The sequence below is a fragment of the Deinococcus betulae genome (assembly GCF_020166395.1).
Taxonomy (GTDB): Bacteria; Deinococcota; Deinococci; order Deinococcales; family Deinococcaceae; genus Deinococcus; species Deinococcus betulae.
Window position 1 is genome coordinate 1 of sequence record NZ_JAIQXU010000047.1, and the last position, 17,465, is coordinate 17,465.

Annotated in this window: 13 protein-coding genes; 5 read left to right on the plus strand and 8 right to left on the minus strand. The window is 67.1% G+C overall.

Going from position 1 to position 17,465, the window contains the following annotated elements:
- Window positions 1-234 precede the first annotated feature (234 nt).
- Both K7W42_RS21670 and K7W42_RS21675 read right to left on the minus strand, forming a co-directional pair.
- A complete protein-coding gene (locus K7W42_RS21670) occupies window positions 235-1,035 on the minus strand; it encodes a polyphosphate kinase 2 family protein (RefSeq protein WP_224577353.1) in 801 nt (266 codons plus the stop codon).
- Window positions 1,032-2,366: a hydroxymethylglutaryl-CoA lyase-like TIM-barrel protein gene (locus tag K7W42_RS21675; RefSeq protein WP_224577354.1), complete on the minus strand. Its 1,335-nt coding sequence runs from the start codon at window positions 2,364-2,366 to the stop codon at window positions 1,032-1,034. The genes K7W42_RS21670 and K7W42_RS21675 overlap by 4 nt, the downstream gene beginning before the upstream one ends.
- Window positions 2,367-2,434: 68 nt before the next feature.
- Between K7W42_RS21675 and K7W42_RS21680 the strand changes: the two genes are divergently transcribed.
- Window positions 2,435-3,640, plus strand: coding sequence for a citrate/2-methylcitrate synthase (locus K7W42_RS21680; protein ID WP_224577355.1), 1,206 nt, complete (start codon window positions 2,435-2,437; stop codon window positions 3,638-3,640).
- 311 nt (window positions 3,641-3,951) lie between these two features.
- On the opposite strand, the gene K7W42_RS21685 is transcribed toward K7W42_RS21680, so the two are convergent.
- Window positions 3,952-5,142 carry an MFS transporter gene (locus K7W42_RS21685; RefSeq protein WP_224577356.1) on the minus strand — a complete coding sequence of 397 codons (1,191 nt, stop codon included), beginning with the start codon at window positions 5,140-5,142 and terminating at the stop codon, window positions 3,952-3,954.
- A gap of 80 nt (window positions 5,143-5,222) precedes the next feature.
- Here K7W42_RS21685 and K7W42_RS21690 point away from each other — a divergent pair, with 80 nt between their 5' ends.
- Genes K7W42_RS21690 through K7W42_RS21700 form a run of 3 tightly spaced genes read left to right on the plus strand, consistent with a single transcriptional unit; the run spans window position 5,223 to window position 8,017 of the window.
- Complete coding sequence (locus K7W42_RS21690) at window positions 5,223-6,338, plus strand: LacI family DNA-binding transcriptional regulator (protein ID WP_224577357.1); 1,116 nt, start codon at window positions 5,223-5,225, stop codon at window positions 6,336-6,338.
- A 6-nt stretch (window positions 6,339-6,344) separates the two neighbouring features.
- Entirely contained in the window at window positions 6,345-7,337 is a 993-nt protein-coding gene (gene galE / locus K7W42_RS21695) for a UDP-glucose 4-epimerase GalE (RefSeq protein WP_224577364.1), read from the plus strand.
- On the plus strand, window positions 7,334-8,017 hold the full coding sequence (locus tag K7W42_RS21700; RefSeq protein ID WP_224577365.1) for a hypothetical protein: 684 nt from the start codon (window positions 7,334-7,336) through the stop codon (window positions 8,015-8,017). Before galE ends, K7W42_RS21700 begins: the two co-directional genes overlap by 4 nt.
- Window positions 8,018-8,126: 109 nt before the next feature.
- Here the strand turns inward: K7W42_RS21700 and K7W42_RS21705 are convergent, their stop codons facing one another.
- Window positions 8,127-11,657 carry a glycosyl hydrolase gene (locus K7W42_RS21705; protein ID WP_224577367.1) on the minus strand — a complete coding sequence of 1,177 codons (3,531 nt, stop codon included), beginning with the start codon at window positions 11,655-11,657 and terminating at the stop codon, window positions 8,127-8,129.
- Between the two features lie 79 nt (window positions 11,658-11,736).
- Window positions 11,737-12,747, minus strand: coding sequence for a LacI family DNA-binding transcriptional regulator (locus K7W42_RS21710; RefSeq protein WP_224577369.1), 1,011 nt, complete (start codon window positions 12,745-12,747; stop codon window positions 11,737-11,739).
- A 167-nt stretch (window positions 12,748-12,914) separates the two neighbouring features.
- On the opposite strand from K7W42_RS21710, the gene K7W42_RS21715 reads away from it, so the two are divergent.
- Window positions 12,915-14,255, plus strand: coding sequence for a M20/M25/M40 family metallo-hydrolase (locus tag K7W42_RS21715; protein WP_224577371.1), 1,341 nt, complete (start codon window positions 12,915-12,917; stop codon window positions 14,253-14,255).
- Between the two features lie 373 nt (window positions 14,256-14,628).
- Here K7W42_RS21715 and K7W42_RS21720 read toward each other — a convergent pair whose 3' ends face one another.
- From K7W42_RS21720 to K7W42_RS21730, 3 genes are all read right to left on the minus strand, one after another.
- A complete protein-coding gene (locus K7W42_RS21720) occupies window positions 14,629-15,306 on the minus strand; it encodes an SDR family oxidoreductase (protein WP_224577373.1) in 678 nt (225 codons plus the stop codon).
- A gap of 64 nt (window positions 15,307-15,370) precedes the next feature.
- Window positions 15,371-16,609, minus strand: coding sequence for a M24 family metallopeptidase (locus K7W42_RS21725; protein ID WP_224577375.1), 1,239 nt, complete (start codon window positions 16,607-16,609; stop codon window positions 15,371-15,373).
- 180 nt (window positions 16,610-16,789) lie between these two features.
- The gene (locus K7W42_RS21730; protein WP_224577378.1) at window positions 16,790-17,260 is read right to left on the minus strand and encodes a hypothetical protein; all 471 of its coding nucleotides are present in this window, start codon (window positions 17,258-17,260) and stop codon (window positions 16,790-16,792) included.
- Window positions 17,261-17,465 lie beyond the last annotated feature (205 nt).

Genomic DNA, 17,465 nt, shown 5'->3' on the forward strand with positions numbered 1-17,465 from the left:
CTTGTTGGTGGTAGTAGGGTCTTGCGGACTGATGCAAGATTCTGCCACTTTCCATCCGCGGTTCTTGGGGATTGGCATTGGCTGCCTTGACGCGCAATACAGCAGGGGTCGCGCCTCACGCGCGACCCCTGCTTCTCTCGTTCTTGAGTGATAGATCGAAACTGTGAAGCGCCACGGTTGACCCAAGCGTGTTGTTGATGCGTTTTGTGTTCCCCTGCAATAAGCAGGTCTGGTCTATGTGATCTCGATACTCGTCGGATCGAACCGAGGAGCTGGAAATGCTGGCGCCATCTCCTCCAGCGTCTGCAGCACGATCTGAGAGATGAGCAGGTTCCGAAACCATTTCCGGTCCGCTGGAATCACGTACCACGGAGCCGCCCGCATGCTAGTTGTTAATACGGTCTCGTATGCTTCGGTGTATCCCGCCCACTGGCTCCGGGCTGACAGGTCGTCTGGGTTGAACTTCCAGTGTTTGGTTGGATCGTCCAGACGCGCTTGCAGCCGCTCTTTCTGTTCCTCTGGGCTGATGTGCAGGTAGAACTTCAGAATGCGGGTGCCGCTGTCAGTCAGCAGAGCCTCGAAGTGGCGAATCTGCTTGAGACGGCGCTCAGTGGTCTGCTGGTCTATCAGGCCACCGACGCGCGGCACCAACACATCCTCATAGTGGCTGCGGTTAAAAATACCCACCAGACCATGCTGCGGCACCTGGGCATGAACCCGCCAGAGGAAGTCGTGGGCGCGCTCGGCCTCAGTGGGCACCTTAAAATTGGCGACCCGCACACCGTTGGGATTCATGGCTCCAAACACGTGCTTGACCGTGCCGTCTTTTCCGCCAGCGTCGCGGGCTTGCAGGACCACCAAAAGGGACTGCTGCCCTTCGGCAAACAGGCGCTCTTGCCAGTCGGCCAGTTGCGGCAGCAGGGTCTCCGTTAACCGGTGCCCCTCGTCCTTGGACAGCCCGCCGTCGTCACCGGTGGCCCAGTGCCGCAACTTCACCACTTTGCCGGGCCGCACGCGGTAGTCCTCAGGGTTCATGCCCCGGAGGGTAGCACCCCGTCCGGTGCGGTCAGCTTGAGGGCACGTTCAGCGATTTCCTCCCATTCGGCGGCGGTTTGCCGGCCTGCATCGAATTCGGCAGACAGCTGGGCGTGCAGTGCGCGCAGGCCGGCGTGCTCCTTGGGCAACTCGGTGCCCGTGTGCGCCTTAATCAGGAAAATCAGGCCAGCCAGGCCACTGTCTTTGGTCAGGCTGAGTTCCAGGGGTCGACCCAGCAGCGCCGGGACGTTAAACGGCGCGTACATCGGCCGGAACTTGTTGAGACCGTCGGCGTGAATCCCGGCGCGGGTGCGGTGGGCGTCGCGGCCATACAGGGGATATTTGGCGGGCACGCCCTGCCCCAGCCCTTCATAGAGACTGTTCAGCTCGTTCAGGACCGTGAAGTCGGCGCCGCTGCTCAGGCCCAGGCCCATCAGGTGCAGCAGCACACCTTCGAGCGGCGCATTGCCAGTGCGCTCGCCTTTGCCCAGTAAGGTGCCGTTGATGGCGGCGCACCCGGCCATGACCGCCGAGAGGCTGTTCGCCACGACCAGATGCGTGTCGTTGTGGGGATGAAACTCCAGTAACTCGCCGGGCACGCCGGCCGCTTGCAGGTCGCGCATGAGGCGGGGCACGCTGCGCGGCCAGGCGACGCCGTCAAGGGGCAGGCCCACCCCCATCGTGTCGCAGACCCGGATGCGGGGTGCCTGCCCAGCAGGATAGGCCGCTGCCAGGGTCTGCACCGCCTCGACAAAGGGCAGAATGAATTCACGCGGAGCGCGGGTGGCGTCTTCCAGATGAAGCCGGGGCCGCAGGCCAACGTCCAGCACGGCCTGCACGGCGTCCAGATAGGTGCGCGCCGCCTGCGCCCGCCCACCCGGCGTGAACTTGTAAAAGGTGTGATAGTCGCTGGCGCTGGCCAGCATGCCGGTTTCCCGGACCCCCAGGCCGGCCACCAGCGCCGCGTCGCTGCGGGTGGCCCGAATCCAGGTGGTGGGCTCGACTGGGTGGCCGCCGTGCCAGCGCTCTAGGGCGCCTTCCAGCATGGCGCGGTCAGCAGGGCGATACACAAAAAACTCGGCCTGCCGTAAGGCCCCACTCTGACCGGAGAAGCGGCCCATCAGGTCGTAGATGGCCAAGCCAGTCTCGACAGTCAGGGGCAAGCCGCCCTGTTGTCCGTCCCGGTGGGTGGTTTCGGTGGTCCAGGCCTGTGCAGGCAGCGAGGCCGGCCGCTCATTCGGTGCCCACACCACCTGCGGAAAAGCGTCTTCGGGAAAGGTGGCAGGAAAGAGGTCGGGGGCCGGCACATCCTGAACAGGCGTGTGGGTCATGGCTGCACGGTAGGCCGGGGCCAATGTGTCGTCAATCTTGATTGAGGAATCAATGTTAGTCTGAAGAGGTGTCGTCCCTGACCACCTCGCAGGCCTGCGCCGCCCTGGGCGTAAAACCTGCCACCCTGTACGCCTATGTCTCGCGTGGCCTGGTTCGCAGCGAGCCGGGACCGGCGGGCACCCGCGAGCGCCGCTATCACGCCGGTGATGTGCAGGCCCTGGCCGCCCGGCAGGCCACGCGCCGCGACCCCCAGACGGCGGTGCAGGACGCGCTCCAGGGCAGCCTGAACTGGGGCGCCCCTGTGCTGGACAGCGCCCTGACCGCGCTGGCAGACAGACACTTGCTGTACCGGGGACACGACGCACTGGTCCTGGCTAAGAGGGCAACCGTGGAGGAAGTGGCAGCCCTGCTCTGGACTGGCGAGCAGGGTCAGCCTGCCCCCTTACCGCTGCGCGCCCGCCTGAACCTCAGCCGGCCTCAGCGGGGAGCCAGCGCCCTGGAAGCACTGGGGCACGCCCTGACAGCAGCAGGCGCACACGACCCAGCGGCCCTGGATGCCCGGCCCGAGGCCAGAGTGCGCCACGCGGCCCGCACCCTGAACCTGCTGTATGCCACGGCCGAGCGGCAGGCGGGCGTACCTCCAGCACCCGACCTGCCGCTGCATGGGCGCCTGGCGCGCGCCTGGAGGGTGCCGGGCCACGCTGACCTGCTGCGCCGCGCCCTGGTGCTGCTGGCTGACCATGAACTGAATGTCAGTGCGTTTGCGGCGCGGGTGACGGCCAGCAGTGGGGCCAGCCTGCCGCACTGCACTCTGGCGGCGCTGTGCGCCTTACAGGGGCCACGGCATGGCCTGGCCAGTTTGCATGCCCACGACTTGCTGCAGGACACGCTGGCAGGAGGGGCCGGCGCCGCGCTGCGTCAGGCGGGGCGCCGCACGGGACACCTGCCCGGCTTTGGTCACCGCCTCTACCCAGATGGAGACCCCCGCGCCGCCGCCCTGCTGGAGGCGCTGACGGCAGCGGCTCCGGAGGCGCCCGTCGTCCAGGCGGCACACGCCCTGCAAGCGGCGGCCCTGGCCGAAACGGGCGAACGCCCCAACGTGGACCTGGCGCTGGCTGCCCTGACGCGTCTGCTGGGGCGCCCGCCCGAGGATGCCGTGACCCTGTTCGCGCTAGCAAGGGCGGTGGGCTGGCTGGCCCACGCACTGGAAGCCGGCCAGAGTGGTGGGCTGCTGCGGCCCCGCGCCCGGTATGTGGGGCCGGTCCGGGTGTAGTCCAAAGCCACCATCTATTGAGGGCCTTCTGGCCTGGGATTTTTTGAGTTCATTCCCTTCGACCCACACCCCTCCACCCGGCTGACACTGGTTTGAGGGTGCGGCGCAGGCGATTCCCAGGACTCCACCCTCCCGAAACCAGGCTGGGTGAATCAGAGTGCAAACCTCAAGGCTCAGAGAGTGGCCAAGAGCACTGGCCTCTCGCAGCGGTTGCCAAATGACACGCCCGGAACAAGGCCCTCTCTGCGGGGTACTGCAACTGCACAGGCCGTTCTTCGCACTTTCCCTTGGCTATCAGGATGACCAGTGCATTAGGCCGCCGTCTGTTTCTCTGGTGTGCTGGCCCGGATGAGTTGAAAGGCCGCGCCACCCAGCACCGCAATCAGGGTCGCGCCCGCCAGGGCCAGGCCCAGGGCCGCGCCCAGGCCGACTTCCTCGGCAATAAAACCGATGGCGGGTGGGCCCAGCAGAAAGCCGCCGTAGCCCAGGGTCGCCACCTGGGCAATCCCGCGCCCGGCCAGGGCGTGCCCGGCCACGCCGTACATCACCGGCACCACGTTGCTCAGACCCAGACCGGAGAGCGCAAAGCCCACCGTGGCAAGCAGCGGCTCCCTGGCCAGCAGCGCCAGGGCCAGCCCGGCGGCGGTCAGGAGGGCACCACCGCGCACCGTGCGCTCATCGCCCAACCGGGTGCGCGCACGGTCCCCGAACCAGCGGCCCAGCGTCATGGCCGCCACGAACGCGGCGTACCCGACGCCCGATTGTCCACCCGGCACGCTCAGCACGTCGCGGAAGTACAGCGCGGCCCAGTCGTAATTGGCGCCCTCGGCCAGCATGCCCAGAAAGCACAGGACGCCCAGCAGCGCGGCCGCCGCGCTGAGGGGCACCCGCCGGGGGGCCTGGTCACTCTGCGGGGCAGGTGCCTGGGTCTGGTCTGGCAGCAGAAAACGGCCCGCCAGCAGGCCCACCAACGCTGTCACGCCCACCACCAGCCCGGCGTGGGTGGTCAGCGGCACGCGGCCCACCAGCAAGGTGCCCAGGCCCGCGCCCAGCAGGCCTCCCAGACTGAAATAGGCGTGCAGCCGGCTCATGATGGGGCGGGCCAGGCGCTGCTCCACCGTGACGCCCTGCGCGTTCATGGCCACGTCCATGCAGCCGTTGAGCGCGCCCAGCAGGGCCAGCGCCGCAACCAGAGCAAAGAAGTTGGGCGCCACAAAAGGCAGCAGCAGCGAGAGCATGCACGCCACCGTGACCACCCAGGTGACGCGGTGACTGCCGTACCGGGCTGTCCAGCCGCCTGTAAAGGGCATGGTGCAGATGCTGCCCAGGCCCACTGCCAGCAGCGCCGTACCGATCTGCGCGGCACTGAGGTTCAGGGCGTCGCGCACACCGGGAATATTCACGCCCCAGGTGGCAAACAGGGCGCCGTTCACCATGAAGATGGCACTGACCGCGCGGCGGGCGGCCTCGGCGGCGGGCGGCGTGGAGCTGGGCTGGGTCATAGAGGAACCTCGGGAACGGGCAAAAGCAAGAAGGTGTCTGAAACGATTCAGATACGCGGGCTATACGCTACCATGCCGTCATGTCACCCGCCAAGCCTGCGGCCTCTGTTCCCCGGCCCTCTGCCGGCCGCATGACCCTGCGGGACGTGGCGCGGGCTCTTGGGGTCAGCGTGGCGACCGTCAGTAACGCCTACAACCGCCCCGACCAGCTCAGCGCCGAGCTGCGCAGCCGCATTCTGAACGAGGCGCAGACGCTGGGCTACCGTGGCCCCGACCCGCTGGCCCGCAGCCTGCGCCGGGGCCGCACTGGTGTGCTGGGCGTGGTGTATGACGCCCCACTGGATTACGCCTTTGCCGACCCGGCGGCCGCGCTGTTTCTGGGCAGCGTGGCTCGGGCCGTTCAGGGTGAGGCCCTGAATGCCCTGCTGCTGGCCAGTCCCCACGAGCCGGACGCCGACCCGACCGGGCCGGTCTGCAGCGCCAGCGTGGACGGCTTTATCGTGTACTGCGCCGCCGAGGAGAGCCCGCTGCTGCGCGCCGTGCTGGGGCGGCAACTGCCTACCGTGCTGGTGGACCACGCCCCCCACCCGGCGGCCCTGGGTGTGGGAATTGACGACGCTGGGGGGGCGCACCAGGCCGCCGCGCATCTGCTGGCTCTAGGCCACCGCACGCTGGGGGTGATCTGCCTGGAACTGGCGCCGGCCCGCGCCGCTGGCCCGGTGTCCCCTGGGCGGGAGGCCCGCATCAGCTACCACCCCACCGCCGCGCGGCTGTCGGGTTACCGCGCCGCTGTATCGGCGGTGCCGGGTGCAAGCCTCTGGCCCACCGAGACCTTGCAAAACACGCCAGAAGAAGGCGAGGTCCGCGCCCTGGATCTGCTGCGCGCCCACCCGGAGGTGACGGCGCTACTGTGCATGAGCGACGTGCTGGCCCAGGGCGCCTTGCGCGCCGCACAGACCCTGGGCCGCCGCGTGCCGGAAGACCTGAGCGTGATTGGCTACGACGACCTGCCCAGCAGTCCGGCCCTGAACCTGACCACCGTGTGGCAGCCCACCGCCGACAAGGGCCGGGCGGCGGGTGAGGCCATGCTGGCGCTGCTGCGCGGCGAGGCCGCCCAGGGACTGACCCTGCCCACTCGCTTAGTGGTACGCGGCACCACGGCGGCGCCTGCCGGGGCGGCGGCTGCATTACCCTGAACCTCAATGAAGATTCTGGTGGTGGGCGGCGCGGGCTATATCGGGTCCCATACGGTGCGGCAACTGCGCCGGGCGGGGCATGACGTGGTGGTCTTTGACAACCTCAGCAGCGGTCACGCGGCGGCGCTGCCGCCCGAGGCGACCCTGGTGCGCGGCGATCTGCTGGACGAGGGGGCGGTCAAGGCCGCCCTGGTCGCCCACCAGCCTGACGCCGTGATTCACTTTGCCGCCCTGATTGAGGTCGGCGAGAGCATGCGCGCCCCCGCCCGCTACTACCGCAACAACGTGGTGGGCAGCCTGAATCTGCTGCAAGCGATTGTGGAGACGCGCAAGATTCCGCTGGTGTTTTCCAGCACCGCCGCCGTCTACGGCACCACCGACGCCGTGCCCATTCCTGAGGATGCACCCATGCAGCCCGAGAGCGTGTACGGCGAGACCAAGCTGATGACCGAGCGTATGATTCACGCCTTCCATACAGCCCAGGGGCTGCCGTATATGGTGCTGCGTTACTTCAACGTCTGCGGCGCGGCGCCTGAGGGCGACATTGGCGAGGCCCACGCCAGCAAGTCGCACCTCATCGAACTGGCGGCCCTGACGGCTCTGGGCGAGCGCGAGAAGATGCTGATCTTTGGGGACGATTACCCCACCCCCGACGGCACCTGTCTGCGCGACTACGTGCATGTGCAGGACCTGGCGGACGCGCATGTGCTGGCAGTGGAAGCGCTGGTAAAGGGCACGCAGCAGGCCGCCACCTACAACGTGGGTTTGGGCCACGGCTTTAGTGTGAAAGAGGTGCTGGACGCGGTGGACGCGGTGGTGGGCACGCCGGTCCCCCGCGAGGTGGCCCCACGCCGTGCCGGGGACCCGCCTCGCCTGGTGGCCGACGCGGCGCGCATTCGTCAGGAGTTGGGCTTTGCGCCCCAGTTCACCGACCTGCAAGAGATTGTGCAGACCGCCTGGGAGTGGCATAAGAGGCATCCACACGACTTCAAGAAATGAAGCGGTGGCTGGCGCTGCTGCGCCTGTGCAGCGCGGCAGCGCAGGCGCAGATGTCAGCGGCCAAGCGTGATGCCTACCGCGTCGCCGCTGAGAACACCTTGCGCCTCTGCCGTCAGGGACTAGAGGCGCGGCGACTGGAGCATGGGGTGTCAGCCAATTGGCAGGGGCAAAGTTGCGCGCAGGTGCTGCCAGATGAGGCCGCCGCCTTTTCCCTGCTCCGGCAGAGCCGCATTGAGCTGAGGCCCGGCACTGACCCTGGGTATCAGGTTCGCGTAACGGTAGGTGGTCAGAGCGTGCAGTCCGGGGTCACGCCTTTGCCGCCTGAACCGTCCGACTGGCCCCGCTGGTTGGTGGGCCTGGGGGTGGCCGCCCTGACGGGCTGGCTGTTTACCCGACCTGGGTGGGCCCGGCTGGCGCTTCTGGGCCTTCTGGTGCTCTTGGCCGAGACGGGTGCGTTTGCCCTGCTGATGCTGGCCCTTTATGCAGGAAACCTGCCGGACATGGCCTTTCCTGTAGACGAACTACGGATGGTGCTGATGGTGGTGCCTATAGGAACACTGGCGCTGGTCCTGATGCGCCGCCGCTTGGGTGAAGTCTGGTGGACGCTGGCCGGGGTGGGGGCCTTAGGCGCACATTTCTTCCTCCTGTTCGCCGCATGGGCTTGGTCGTTCCTGCCCTGACGACAGCAGGAGAGGCGGGCTGCACTGGCCCGCCCCTCTCCATTGACTTGAAACACCCTTCTCAACGGCTTGCTACATCTCCACCACTATTATCCTGCAACCCTGACCCTCAGTACCTCACCGCTTCCAGCTTGCCCAGGCTGACCCCCGCCGAATTGGCCGTCAGCGTCAGGGTCTTGATCCCGGCGCCTACCCCGGCGAAGTCCACCGGAATCGTCTGCCCAGCCCCGATAGACAGCGGCACACTGCGGCCGTTGAAGCTGAGTGTAAAGGCGCTGCTGCTGGCGCTGCTGGCGTTGGTAATCAGGAAGCGCAGGTTGCTGGCCGCACTGACATTCAGGTCGTAGGACTTGGCGGCTCCGTTGGCAATGGCGCCCACGCTGGTCGTAACCACGCCCGGTACAGCGGTGGAGGCGAACGTGGTCGTCACGCTCAGGTCGCCCGTAAAGGCTGAGGCGTTATTGCGCGCATCTACAGCGCGCACCTTAAAGGCGTAGGTGGTGCCGCCCGTCAGGCCGCTGACTGTGCCACTGGTGCCCGTCACGCTGCCGCTCAGCGCGCCGTTCGTGTAAATCTCGTACTTGCTGACGCCGCAGTTGTCGCTGCTGGCGGTCCACGACAGGGCGACGCTGCTGCCGGTTTTGCTCGGCGAGGTCAGGCCGCTCGGCACGCTGGGAGCCGCGCTGTCGGTGTCGCAGGGAGTGGGATTGCCGCCGCCGCTGAGGTTGGCGCCGCTGACGCTGCCGAGGACCACGCCGTCGCTCTTGGCGGTAATCGTGATGGTCTTGGCCCCAGTGCCCACGTTCGGGAAGTCGGCAATCACGGTCTGGCCCGCGTCCAGCGCCAGGTCATAGTTGGTGCCATTGAACGCCACGTTGATCGTGCGGCTGTTCTGCCCCGACGCACTCTGCACCGACAGGCGGTAGGTGCCCGCCGAGGTCACGTTGACCGGGAAGTTCTTGCTCGCGCCGTTGGCAATCGCGCCGCCGCTGGTGGTCACGGTGCCGGGCAGGTTGGCGGTCGTGCTGGCGGCGGCCGTGGTCACGCTCAGGTCACTCGTAAAGCTGCCCACGTTGCCGGCACTGTCCTTGGCGCGCACCTTGAAGGTGTAGGCCGTGTTGGCGCTTAAGCCGCTCACTGTGGCGCTCGTACCTGTCACGGTGGCCTTGAGGGCGCCGTTCTGGTACACCTCGTAACTCGCCACGCCGCAGTTGTCGCTGGCCGCCGTCCAGGACAGGCTCACGCTGTCGCTGGTCTTGCCCGGCGCGGTCAGGCTGCCGGGCACGCCAGGGGCCACGGTATCGGTCTGGCACACCGGAGGAGGCGTGCTGCCGCCGCGCGAGGACACTACTTGCCGCGCGGGCACGTTGAGCGTGGCCCCGTCCGAGAACGTCACCGTAATGGCGCTGCTGCCGGGGTTATAGGCCGCGTAGGTGCGGGTGCTGCCCTTCTTGAACACGGCGTAGTTGGGAACGTTGGCGGTCACGCTGGTGTCCACCTGGCCCACGGCGTTCAGGCTGTGCAGGAACTGGTAGGTGTGGGCCTTGGTTTCGCCCTCTTCAGGGGTGTAGGCGCCGCTGCCAAATTTGCCCACCGCTCCGGCAGCGTTGTACAGACTGTAGACCTGCCAGAAGATGTCACGCCACATGGTGGGTTCGCGGCCCAGGAAGTCATAATTGGTTTTTAGGTAGGCCGGGTTGCGGCCCAGGTACAGGCTGCCCGCCGTCATCGGTAGGAAGTTGATGCCCTGAATGGCTTCTTTTTCGGCGCTGAACCATGTGGAATAGGCGCCGCCGTCGCCCCAGACCATGCCCACGGCGGGTTTGTTGAAGCCGGCGGGGAACACGCCGCCCCCCTGGTTAAACCAGTACTGCTCAATGGCGGTCGTTTCGGTGGCGTACAGATAGATGCCCAGGTCGCGCACCGCCGTGTTGCCCGTCACCGAGCCCCAGTTCACCAGCGCCGAGGAAAAGTTCATGTCCTCGCTGCTCGATTCCTGGTTGTTGCCGGCCGCAAAGCCCGAGTGCCCGGCCGCCCACGAATGCCCGGCGTAGGGGTCAAAGTTGCGCAGGCGCGGGAATTGCCCGGTGTTGCCGGTCCAGTTGGCCGCGTCCATGATCAGGTCGTTGATGCTGGCGCCCCAGGTGCGGCCCTGGGGGGTGGCGCCGCTGGGCCAGCTGGGGCGGTACTGAGTCAGCAGCGCGGCGGCCTTGATGAAATAGCCCCAGTGGAAGTGGTGATCGTTCAGCTCTTCCTCGCTGCCGTAACCCTGCGGATAGCCGATCAGGGTGCCCCACGCCGAGTTGTAATAGAAGTAGTTGCTGCCCTGACCGTCCAGCCAGTCCTGCAGCACACGCTGAATGGCGTCCAGGAAGGCCGTTTGCGCGCCAGAGTTCCCGACCTGTTCGGCCAGCGGGACCAGTTCGGCCAGTTTGCCCAGGCCCTTGCCCACCCAGTACGAATCGCCGGTGGGGTTGAGGGTCGCGCTGGTGTTGGCCTCGTTCACGTAGGCGGCCAGCTGCGTCTTGTTCAGGGTATTGGCCGAGCCGTTGTCGGGAAGGTAAGGCAGCACGCCCTGGAATTTCTGGCTGGTGGTAAAGCTGCCCGCCCCGCGCACCACCCGCATTTCGCCGCGCGGCGAAGCGTAGGTGTAGCCGGTGTTCACACTGCCCGAGTTCAGCCACTGGTGGCGGTAGAGCGCCATGACCGTGCCGTTGGCGCTGCCTTCTTTGGCCACAGTGTTCACGGTGTAGGTGCTGTTCAAGGTGGCAGTGGCCGCGTTGTAATTCCAGCTGACGCTGCTGCCCGTCACGAAGTTATAGGCGTAGGTCTTGAAATCGTTCAGCGTGGCGACCGTGTTGTCCGGCAGGGCGGCAATCGAGTAGTAGTCCTTGCCGTTCAGGGTGGAGGTGGCCACCGTGTTGTTCACGCTCCAGCTGGACCCGCTGGGCGCAAAGATGCCGTAGTGGCGCCCATTGACCGTGATGCCCAGGACGTTGCCCTGATTGGACCAGACGGTGGGCGTGGCAATAAACGTGATCTGCGCGTTGCCGCCTGTTTTGGTGGCGTACACGAAAGGCAGGCCGTGCCCGAACGTGGCGCGCAGGGTGCGGGCGCCGTCGTTCCAGAGGGCAGTGGCCGTCCAGTCGCCCCAGTCGTCCACCTTGGTATCAGGGGCGTTCAGGCCGCTGACACCCAGCGTCAGGTCAGGCGTGTAGGGGTACTCGTATTTCTCCAGCCCCGGCGCTCCCACGATCTGCGAGCGGTTGGGGTAGCTGACTTCCAGGCCACCCGCGCGGGCGTGCATCGCCAGAGGATGGGCGAACATGTTCTCGGAATAGGCGTTGCCCGCATTGCGCTTGAACAGCAGCGACGACCAGAACTCGTTGGTGGGGGCCTTGCCCTTGGCGGCGCCGGCGGCGGTCCAGGCGGGTGTCAGGAGGGCCCCGGAGGTGTTGGTGGGGCCGCCCTTCGCACCGGGAGGCGGCGAGTTGCCGTAATCCAGACTGCTCAGCACTGGGCTCTGGGCTGCGGGCGCTGAAGCCACGGGGCTGCTCCCCTGCGGCGTCACACTTCCGCAGGCTGACAGGGCGAGGCTCAGACCGAGCAGCAGGGTAAAACGGGCGCGACTTCTGGACATACGACACCTCCTGACCGCCCAGCAGGGGACGGTCAAATCGAAAACGTTTTCAGGATGAACGAATGGGAAGGAAGCTGGGTTAAGGACGGGCGTAGCGCACCGATTCGCGCACGCTCAGGGTGAGGGGCAGGTCAGGGTGAGGCAGGGGCTCGTCGGGGGTCAGCAGCTGATGCAGCACGGCCCCGGCCGCCTGCTGGCCCATCTCGAACAGGGGCTGATGCACCGAAGTCAGGGGCGGCAGGGTGAACTGGGACGCAGGCAGGTCGTCAAAACCCATCAGCGAGATGTCGTCCGGCACGCGAATGCCGCGCCGGTAGAGCCCCAGCCGCGCCCCGTAGGCCATCTGGTCATTGGCCGCGAAGATGGCCGACAGGCCGACGCCCTGCCCCAGCCAGTGTTCGACCGCCAAAATGCCGGCCGTTTCATTGAAATCACCTTCAAACACCAGACGTGGGTCGAAGGCCAGGCCCGCGTCGGCCAGGGCCAAGCGGTAGCCTTCCAGGCGGTCCACCGCGTCGCGCTGTGACGGCACGCCGGTCAGGTGCCCGATGCGGCGGTGGCCCAGCTGAATCAGGTGGGTGGTGGCCAGAAAGGCGCCCTGCACGTTGTCGATGCTCAGGCACATGGGTTCCAGACCCGGCACCCGGCGGCCCACCAGGGCCAGCGGAAAGCGGGCGGCCAGGTCACGCAGGGCCTGGTCGGTCAGCCGGCCCCCCAGGATAATCAGGCCGTCCACCTGCCGCCGGGTCAGGGCAGTGATGGCCGCCGACTCATCCTGAATCTCCCAGTGCCCATTGACGAAGATGGGCTGGTAGCCACTCCCCGCAAAACCGGCGTCTATACCGCGTGAGACTTCGTTGTAAAAGGGGCTGGCAATGTCCTGGGTCAGCACGCCGATGGTCATGGAGCGGCCGCGCACCAGGCCCTGCGCGGCGGCGTTGGGTTCGTAGCCCAGCTCCTGCGCGGCGGCCAGCACCCGCGCCCGTTTGTCGCCGGCCACGGCCGAGGAGCCGTTCAGCGTGCGCGACACCGTGCTGATGGACACGTCGGCGGCGCGGGCGATGTCTTTGATGGTCACGTTGCGCGTCATAGGGACAAGTCTGCTCCAGAAGGCGGGCACAGGGCGCAGCGGGAAGGGCAGCCGTCTGCGGCCCGCTGAACTGAATTGAGGTCTAGGCCCCGAGCTTAATCGGCTTTGAAAACGTTGTCAAATGGTGCGGTCTGCCTGGTCTACCGCTTATGCCTTAGGCTGCCGCCATGACGCTCACCACCCCGGACCTTCAGGCCCAGATTGAACGCGGGCTGCGCGACCTGGCTGACCTCGTGGCGCTGCCCAGCGTGTCGGCGCAGGGCCGTCACTTGCCCGAAACAGCCGCTGCCGTCACGGCCCTGCTGGAAGCCGAGGGCTTCCGCGTGCAGGCCTATCCTGGTCAGGTGGCCCCGGTGCTGGTCGCCGAGGCCGGTGAGGGGCCCTTTACCCTGCTGATCTACAACCACTACGACGTGCAGCCCGAAGACCCCACCGAGTTGTGGGACACGCCGCCCTTCACCCTGACCGAGCGGGACGGGCGCCTGTACGGGCGCGGCGCCAGTGACGATAAGGGCGAACTGATTTCTCGTTTGGCCGGGCTGCGGGCGCTCAAGGCCGCGCGGGGGGGGCAGCTGCCCTTAAAGGTCAAGTGGCTCATTGAAGGTGAAGAAGAGGTGGGCAGCCCCAGCTTAGAGGCGTTTGTGGCCGAGCACGCCGCCGAGCTGAAGGCGGACGGCGTGTGGTGGGAATTCGGGTCGGTGACGCCCGAGGGCCGCCCGGTGCTGTACGCCGGTCTCAAGGGCATCGTGTGCCTGGAACTGCGCTGCCGGGTGGCCGCCAGCGACCTGCACAGCAGCAATGGGGCCGTGGTGGACAATCCGCTGTGGCGCCTGGCCTCGGCGGTGGCGGGCCTGCGGGACGCCGACGGCACGGTCCTGATCCCCGGCTTCCATGACGAGGTGCGCCCGGCCAGCGAGGCCGACCTGGCCGCCATTGCCCGCCTGCCCGGTCAAGGCGAGGCCCTGCGCGACACCTACGAGGTCACGCGGCCCCTGGGCAAGGCGGCGGACTACCACACCCGCCTCAACCTCAAACCCGTAGTGAACGTGAACGGCTTTCACGGTGGCTACGAGGGCGAGGGGAGCAAGACGGTGCTGCCGGCTTCTGGCATGGTCAAGCTGGATTTCCGGCTGGTGCCGCATCAGGACCCGGCGCGGGTGGTCGAGTTGCTGCGGACCCATCTGGACGCCGGGGGCTTTGCCGACATTGAGATCATTGAACTGGAAAGCCATCAGCACCCGTCGCGCAGTGACCTCTCGCACCCCTTCGTGCAAACCGCAGTGCAGGTGGCGCAGGAGGTTTACGGGGCCGAGCCCATCCTGAACCCCAGCAGCGGCGGCAGCGGGCCGATGCATCCGTTTATGGCCCATGTGGGGGCGCCCGTTATTGCGCTGGGGATTGGGAATATTGGGGGGCGGGTACACGCGCCGAATGAAAACATTCTGCGGCGGGATTTTGAGACGGGGGTGCGGTTTGCGGCGGCGTTTTTAGAGGCATTGGGCGGTTAGCCCCACCCCCCCAGCCCCCTTCCCCAAAGGGGTAGGAGGAGCAGACGTTGGCACTGGGCAAGAGTTGCTCCTGGCGTTGGCGAAGCCGTTCTTTTCATTGATGGGTCCGGCCTCGACGCCATCCGCTGCCCCCGCGCAAGGGCCTGCGCGCTGCGCGCACAATGGCCTCGCCTGGACCTGGGCGGGAATGGGGCAGGAAGGCTTGGTGCGTGCAGTGGGTTCTACTTTTGAAAAGAAGGGGGCCGTTGCTTGCTGTCCACTTGTATGGAACCGGCACAGCTCTGAAAAAAAGGGCGGAGGTCGTTCAGACTCCTGCCTCTCCTTCGCCCCCGCTTTTCCTATTTCCTACAACCCACTCCCCACTTCCCAACCTTCACGCATCCGGGTAGACCTTGACCTCCGTGATGTGCGCCCGGTCAGGGCGGCTCAGAGCGTGGGCCACGCTCTTGGCCAGGCCACGGGGGTCAATCATGGTGTCCCAGGCCAGGCCAGCGTCACGGTTGGTCGGCGTATCGATGGCGCCCATGGGGTACAGCACCATGCCGCGCACCCCTTTGCCTTTCAGTTCGTCGTGCAGGCTCAGCACGTAGGCCGCCACGGCCGCTTTGCTGGCGGTGTACAGCGCCGCCTTGGGGCCGCTCAGGCGGGCCGCCTGCCCGGCGCTAATTCCCAGAATTAGGCCGTCTTTTTGCTTGAGCATATGAGGCAGCACGCCCTGCACCGCATGAAACAGGCTGGTCATGTTCGTGTCGAACAGGGTGCGCAGGTCGGCGGGTGTGGCCTTCTGGGCGTCCTGGGTGGTAAATGTCCCCACCGTATGAATCAGGGTGTCGACCTTGACCTTTTTCAGCGCGTCAATGCTGGAGGGGTCGGTCAGGTCAAGGTCCAGCACCTCGGTGGCCGGAAAGCGGTCGGCAGCGCGCGCCAGCGACTCGCCGCGCCCCACCAGCACCATCTGGGCGCCGGCGTCGTCGAGTTCCTGGGCAATGGCGGTGGCAAGAGCGCCGCCCGCGCCGGTCAGCATGATGGTGGAGGAGCCGAGATTCGCCATGCCCCAGGGTAACGGGTGAGCTGTGGGGGCGGCGGCCCAACCTTAGCTTTGGCCTAAGCAGGTCTCATGAGTGTGCTTCGCCGTAAGCCCTGGCCCGCACGCTGGCCCAGTCGCCCTGTCCCAGCACAAACGGCGCGCGCTGGGTGTGGGTGGTCACGCGCGGGCCCTCCGGGGCCAGATAGAGATTGATCTCGCTGCGAATGCCAAAGCCTCTGGCTGCCGGGTAGGTGCCGGGCTCAATGGTCACGCCCAGGCCTGGCGTCAGGGCGCGGGTGTCGCGGGTTTCGTAGTCGTCCAGATTAGCGCCTGAGCCGTGAATCTGCACGCCCAGGTCGTGCCCGGTGCGGTGCAGGAAAGAGGGTTCCCAGGTCGGCCCCATCGCGTCGCGGGCGGCGCGGTCCAGCATCCAGCCCTGCACCTGGCCCCAGCCCTGGGCCGCGTACCTGTCCTCCAGCAGCCCCAGGGCCGCGTCGCGGGCCGCGCTCACGGCTGTCCAGGCATTCAGGTACTCCTCGCTCGGCTGTCCGGCAGTGCCCACCCAGGTCACATCGGCAAAGGGGCGGCCCGGTTCCTGCGCCCACAGGTCAATCAGGACACACTCGCCTGGTTGTAGGGTGGCGTGGCGTTCGGGGCTGGGTTCGTAATGGCTGTCGGCGGCATTCACGCCAAACGACACGTTGACAGGGTGCCCGGCGCTCATGCCGGCCGCCTCAATCTGGCGCATGATGACGGCCTGCGCGTCCAGTTCCGTGACCGGTTGCCCGGCCGCCAGCCGCTCGTGAATCAGGCGGAAGGCGTCGTCCTTGGCGCTCATCAGGACGGCCACGGCGCGTTCGTGGGCCGCCAGGTCGTCAGGACTCCAGGCCAGAAATGCCTGTAGCAGGTCAGCGCTCGTGTGAATGGCGCCGGCGCCAGCGGCCCGCACGCGCTCCACCGTGCCGGCGTCCACCCGGCTGACATAAGGCACGGCGCCGTTCGGGCTGTATTCCATCGCCACCGTCTGGCCCGCCACCACGCCCCGCAGCGCCGCGTCCAGTTCGGCGTGGGACCCAAAAGGCTGCAGTCGCGCGCCCCAGTGCCGGGTGATCTCCTGCCAGGTGCCGCCCTCAATATGGTTGTGCAGCACGGTCGCTTGCCCCTGCCGGGGCACCCACACGAAAAAGCGCCGGGTCAGGAAGGCCCCTGGCGGCAGGTCCAGCACCCGCCGCGCGTGAGGATTGAGGCCCTGAAAGTCGTACACCAGCCAGCCGTCCAGAGAGGTGGCGGCCAGGGCGCGCTGCATCTGCGTGATGGGCGAGGTCATGGCGTCAGGGTAACGCGGCGAGAAGGCCAGGGGCCACATAACCACGGGCCCCCACGCGCCGGCGTCGGGCGGTAGGGGCCATGAAGGAGCTGAGAAGAAAGAGACTTGGCGGTGGGGTGTCATCCACCTGCTCTCCACTACGGGCCAGGCGGGCTGGGGGTTCCCGGCCAGGGGCGGCCGCTAACGGTAGCGGGCAAAGGCACTCTGGCTGGCGTAGTTCTGGCGGCCACTGTTATCCGTGAACTGCGTCAGGGCCTGCACGTCCAGGCGGCCACGCGCGAAGTTCAGGACCAGGGTGGTGGTGGCAAAGCCCTTGGCATAGACGGCGCTGGCGGTGAAGTGGTTGCTGTCACTCACATTCGCGCCGTAGGTCAGCGCATTCGCCTGGCCCCAGTCGCAGTCGTTGGGGTGGCAGCGGCCAAACACCTGGACGGTCATTTTGCCGGCCGACGTGCGGGTCACGTTGATGCGGGTGATGCCGCTGGTGGCCACGTCGGTGTTGACCCAGGTGCCCACCATGTCGGTGGGGGCGGCCAGCGCGGTCTGTGGGGTCACCAGGGTGGTCAGGGCCAGCGCGCCCAGCAGGAAGGAGAAGGCGGTGCGGGGCAGGGGAGCGGTCAGGGTGTGGGCAGTGGGGGTCTGGCTGGTCATGGCAGGTCTCCTGGGTGGGGCGAGGGGCTCGTGGGTCGGCTTTGTCGGGTGCAGCGGGGCGTGTCTCTTCCGCTGATGCCCAGAAGGTACACAGGCCCCCATGAGCGGCCCGTGACCGCTGGGGGTCAGGTGGCTGTCAGGTATGAGCAGGCCAGAAAAAGCCCGCCTAGTCGCGGGTTCCAGGCGGGCGAGGCGACGAAGACTC

What these genes read in the sequence shown, in the direction of transcription:
- K7W42_RS21670 (WP_224577353.1), bottom strand. Translation starts at nt 1,035, where the DNA reads ATGAACCCTGAGGACTACCGCGTGCGGCCCGGCAAAGTGGTGAAGTTG.
- K7W42_RS21675 (WP_224577354.1), bottom strand. Translation starts at nt 2,366, where the DNA reads ATGACCCACACGCCTGTTCAGGATGTGCCGGCCCCCGACCTCTTTCCT.
- K7W42_RS21685 (WP_224577356.1), bottom strand. Translation starts at nt 5,142, where the DNA reads ATGACCCAGCCCAGCTCCACGCCGCCCGCCGCCGAGGCCGCCCGCCGC.
- K7W42_RS21690 (WP_224577357.1), top strand. Translation starts at nt 5,223, where the DNA reads ATGTCACCCGCCAAGCCTGCGGCCTCTGTTCCCCGGCCCTCTGCCGGC.
- galE (WP_224577364.1), top strand. Translation starts at nt 6,345, where the DNA reads ATGAAGATTCTGGTGGTGGGCGGCGCGGGCTATATCGGGTCCCATACG.
- K7W42_RS21700 (WP_224577365.1), top strand. Translation starts at nt 7,334, where the DNA reads ATGAAGCGGTGGCTGGCGCTGCTGCGCCTGTGCAGCGCGGCAGCGCAG.
- K7W42_RS21705 (WP_224577367.1), bottom strand. Translation starts at nt 11,657, where the DNA reads ATGTCCAGAAGTCGCGCCCGTTTTACCCTGCTGCTCGGTCTGAGCCTC.
- K7W42_RS21710 (WP_224577369.1), bottom strand. Translation starts at nt 12,747, where the DNA reads ATGACGCGCAACGTGACCATCAAAGACATCGCCCGCGCCGCCGACGTG.
- K7W42_RS21715 (WP_224577371.1), top strand. Translation starts at nt 12,915, where the DNA reads ATGACGCTCACCACCCCGGACCTTCAGGCCCAGATTGAACGCGGGCTG.
- K7W42_RS21720 (WP_224577373.1), bottom strand. Translation starts at nt 15,306, where the DNA reads ATGGCGAATCTCGGCTCCTCCACCATCATGCTGACCGGCGCGGGCGGC.
- K7W42_RS21725 (WP_224577375.1), bottom strand. Translation starts at nt 16,609, where the DNA reads ATGACCTCGCCCATCACGCAGATGCAGCGCGCCCTGGCCGCCACCTCT.
- K7W42_RS21730 (WP_224577378.1), bottom strand. Translation starts at nt 17,260, where the DNA reads ATGACCAGCCAGACCCCCACTGCCCACACCCTGACCGCTCCCCTGCCC.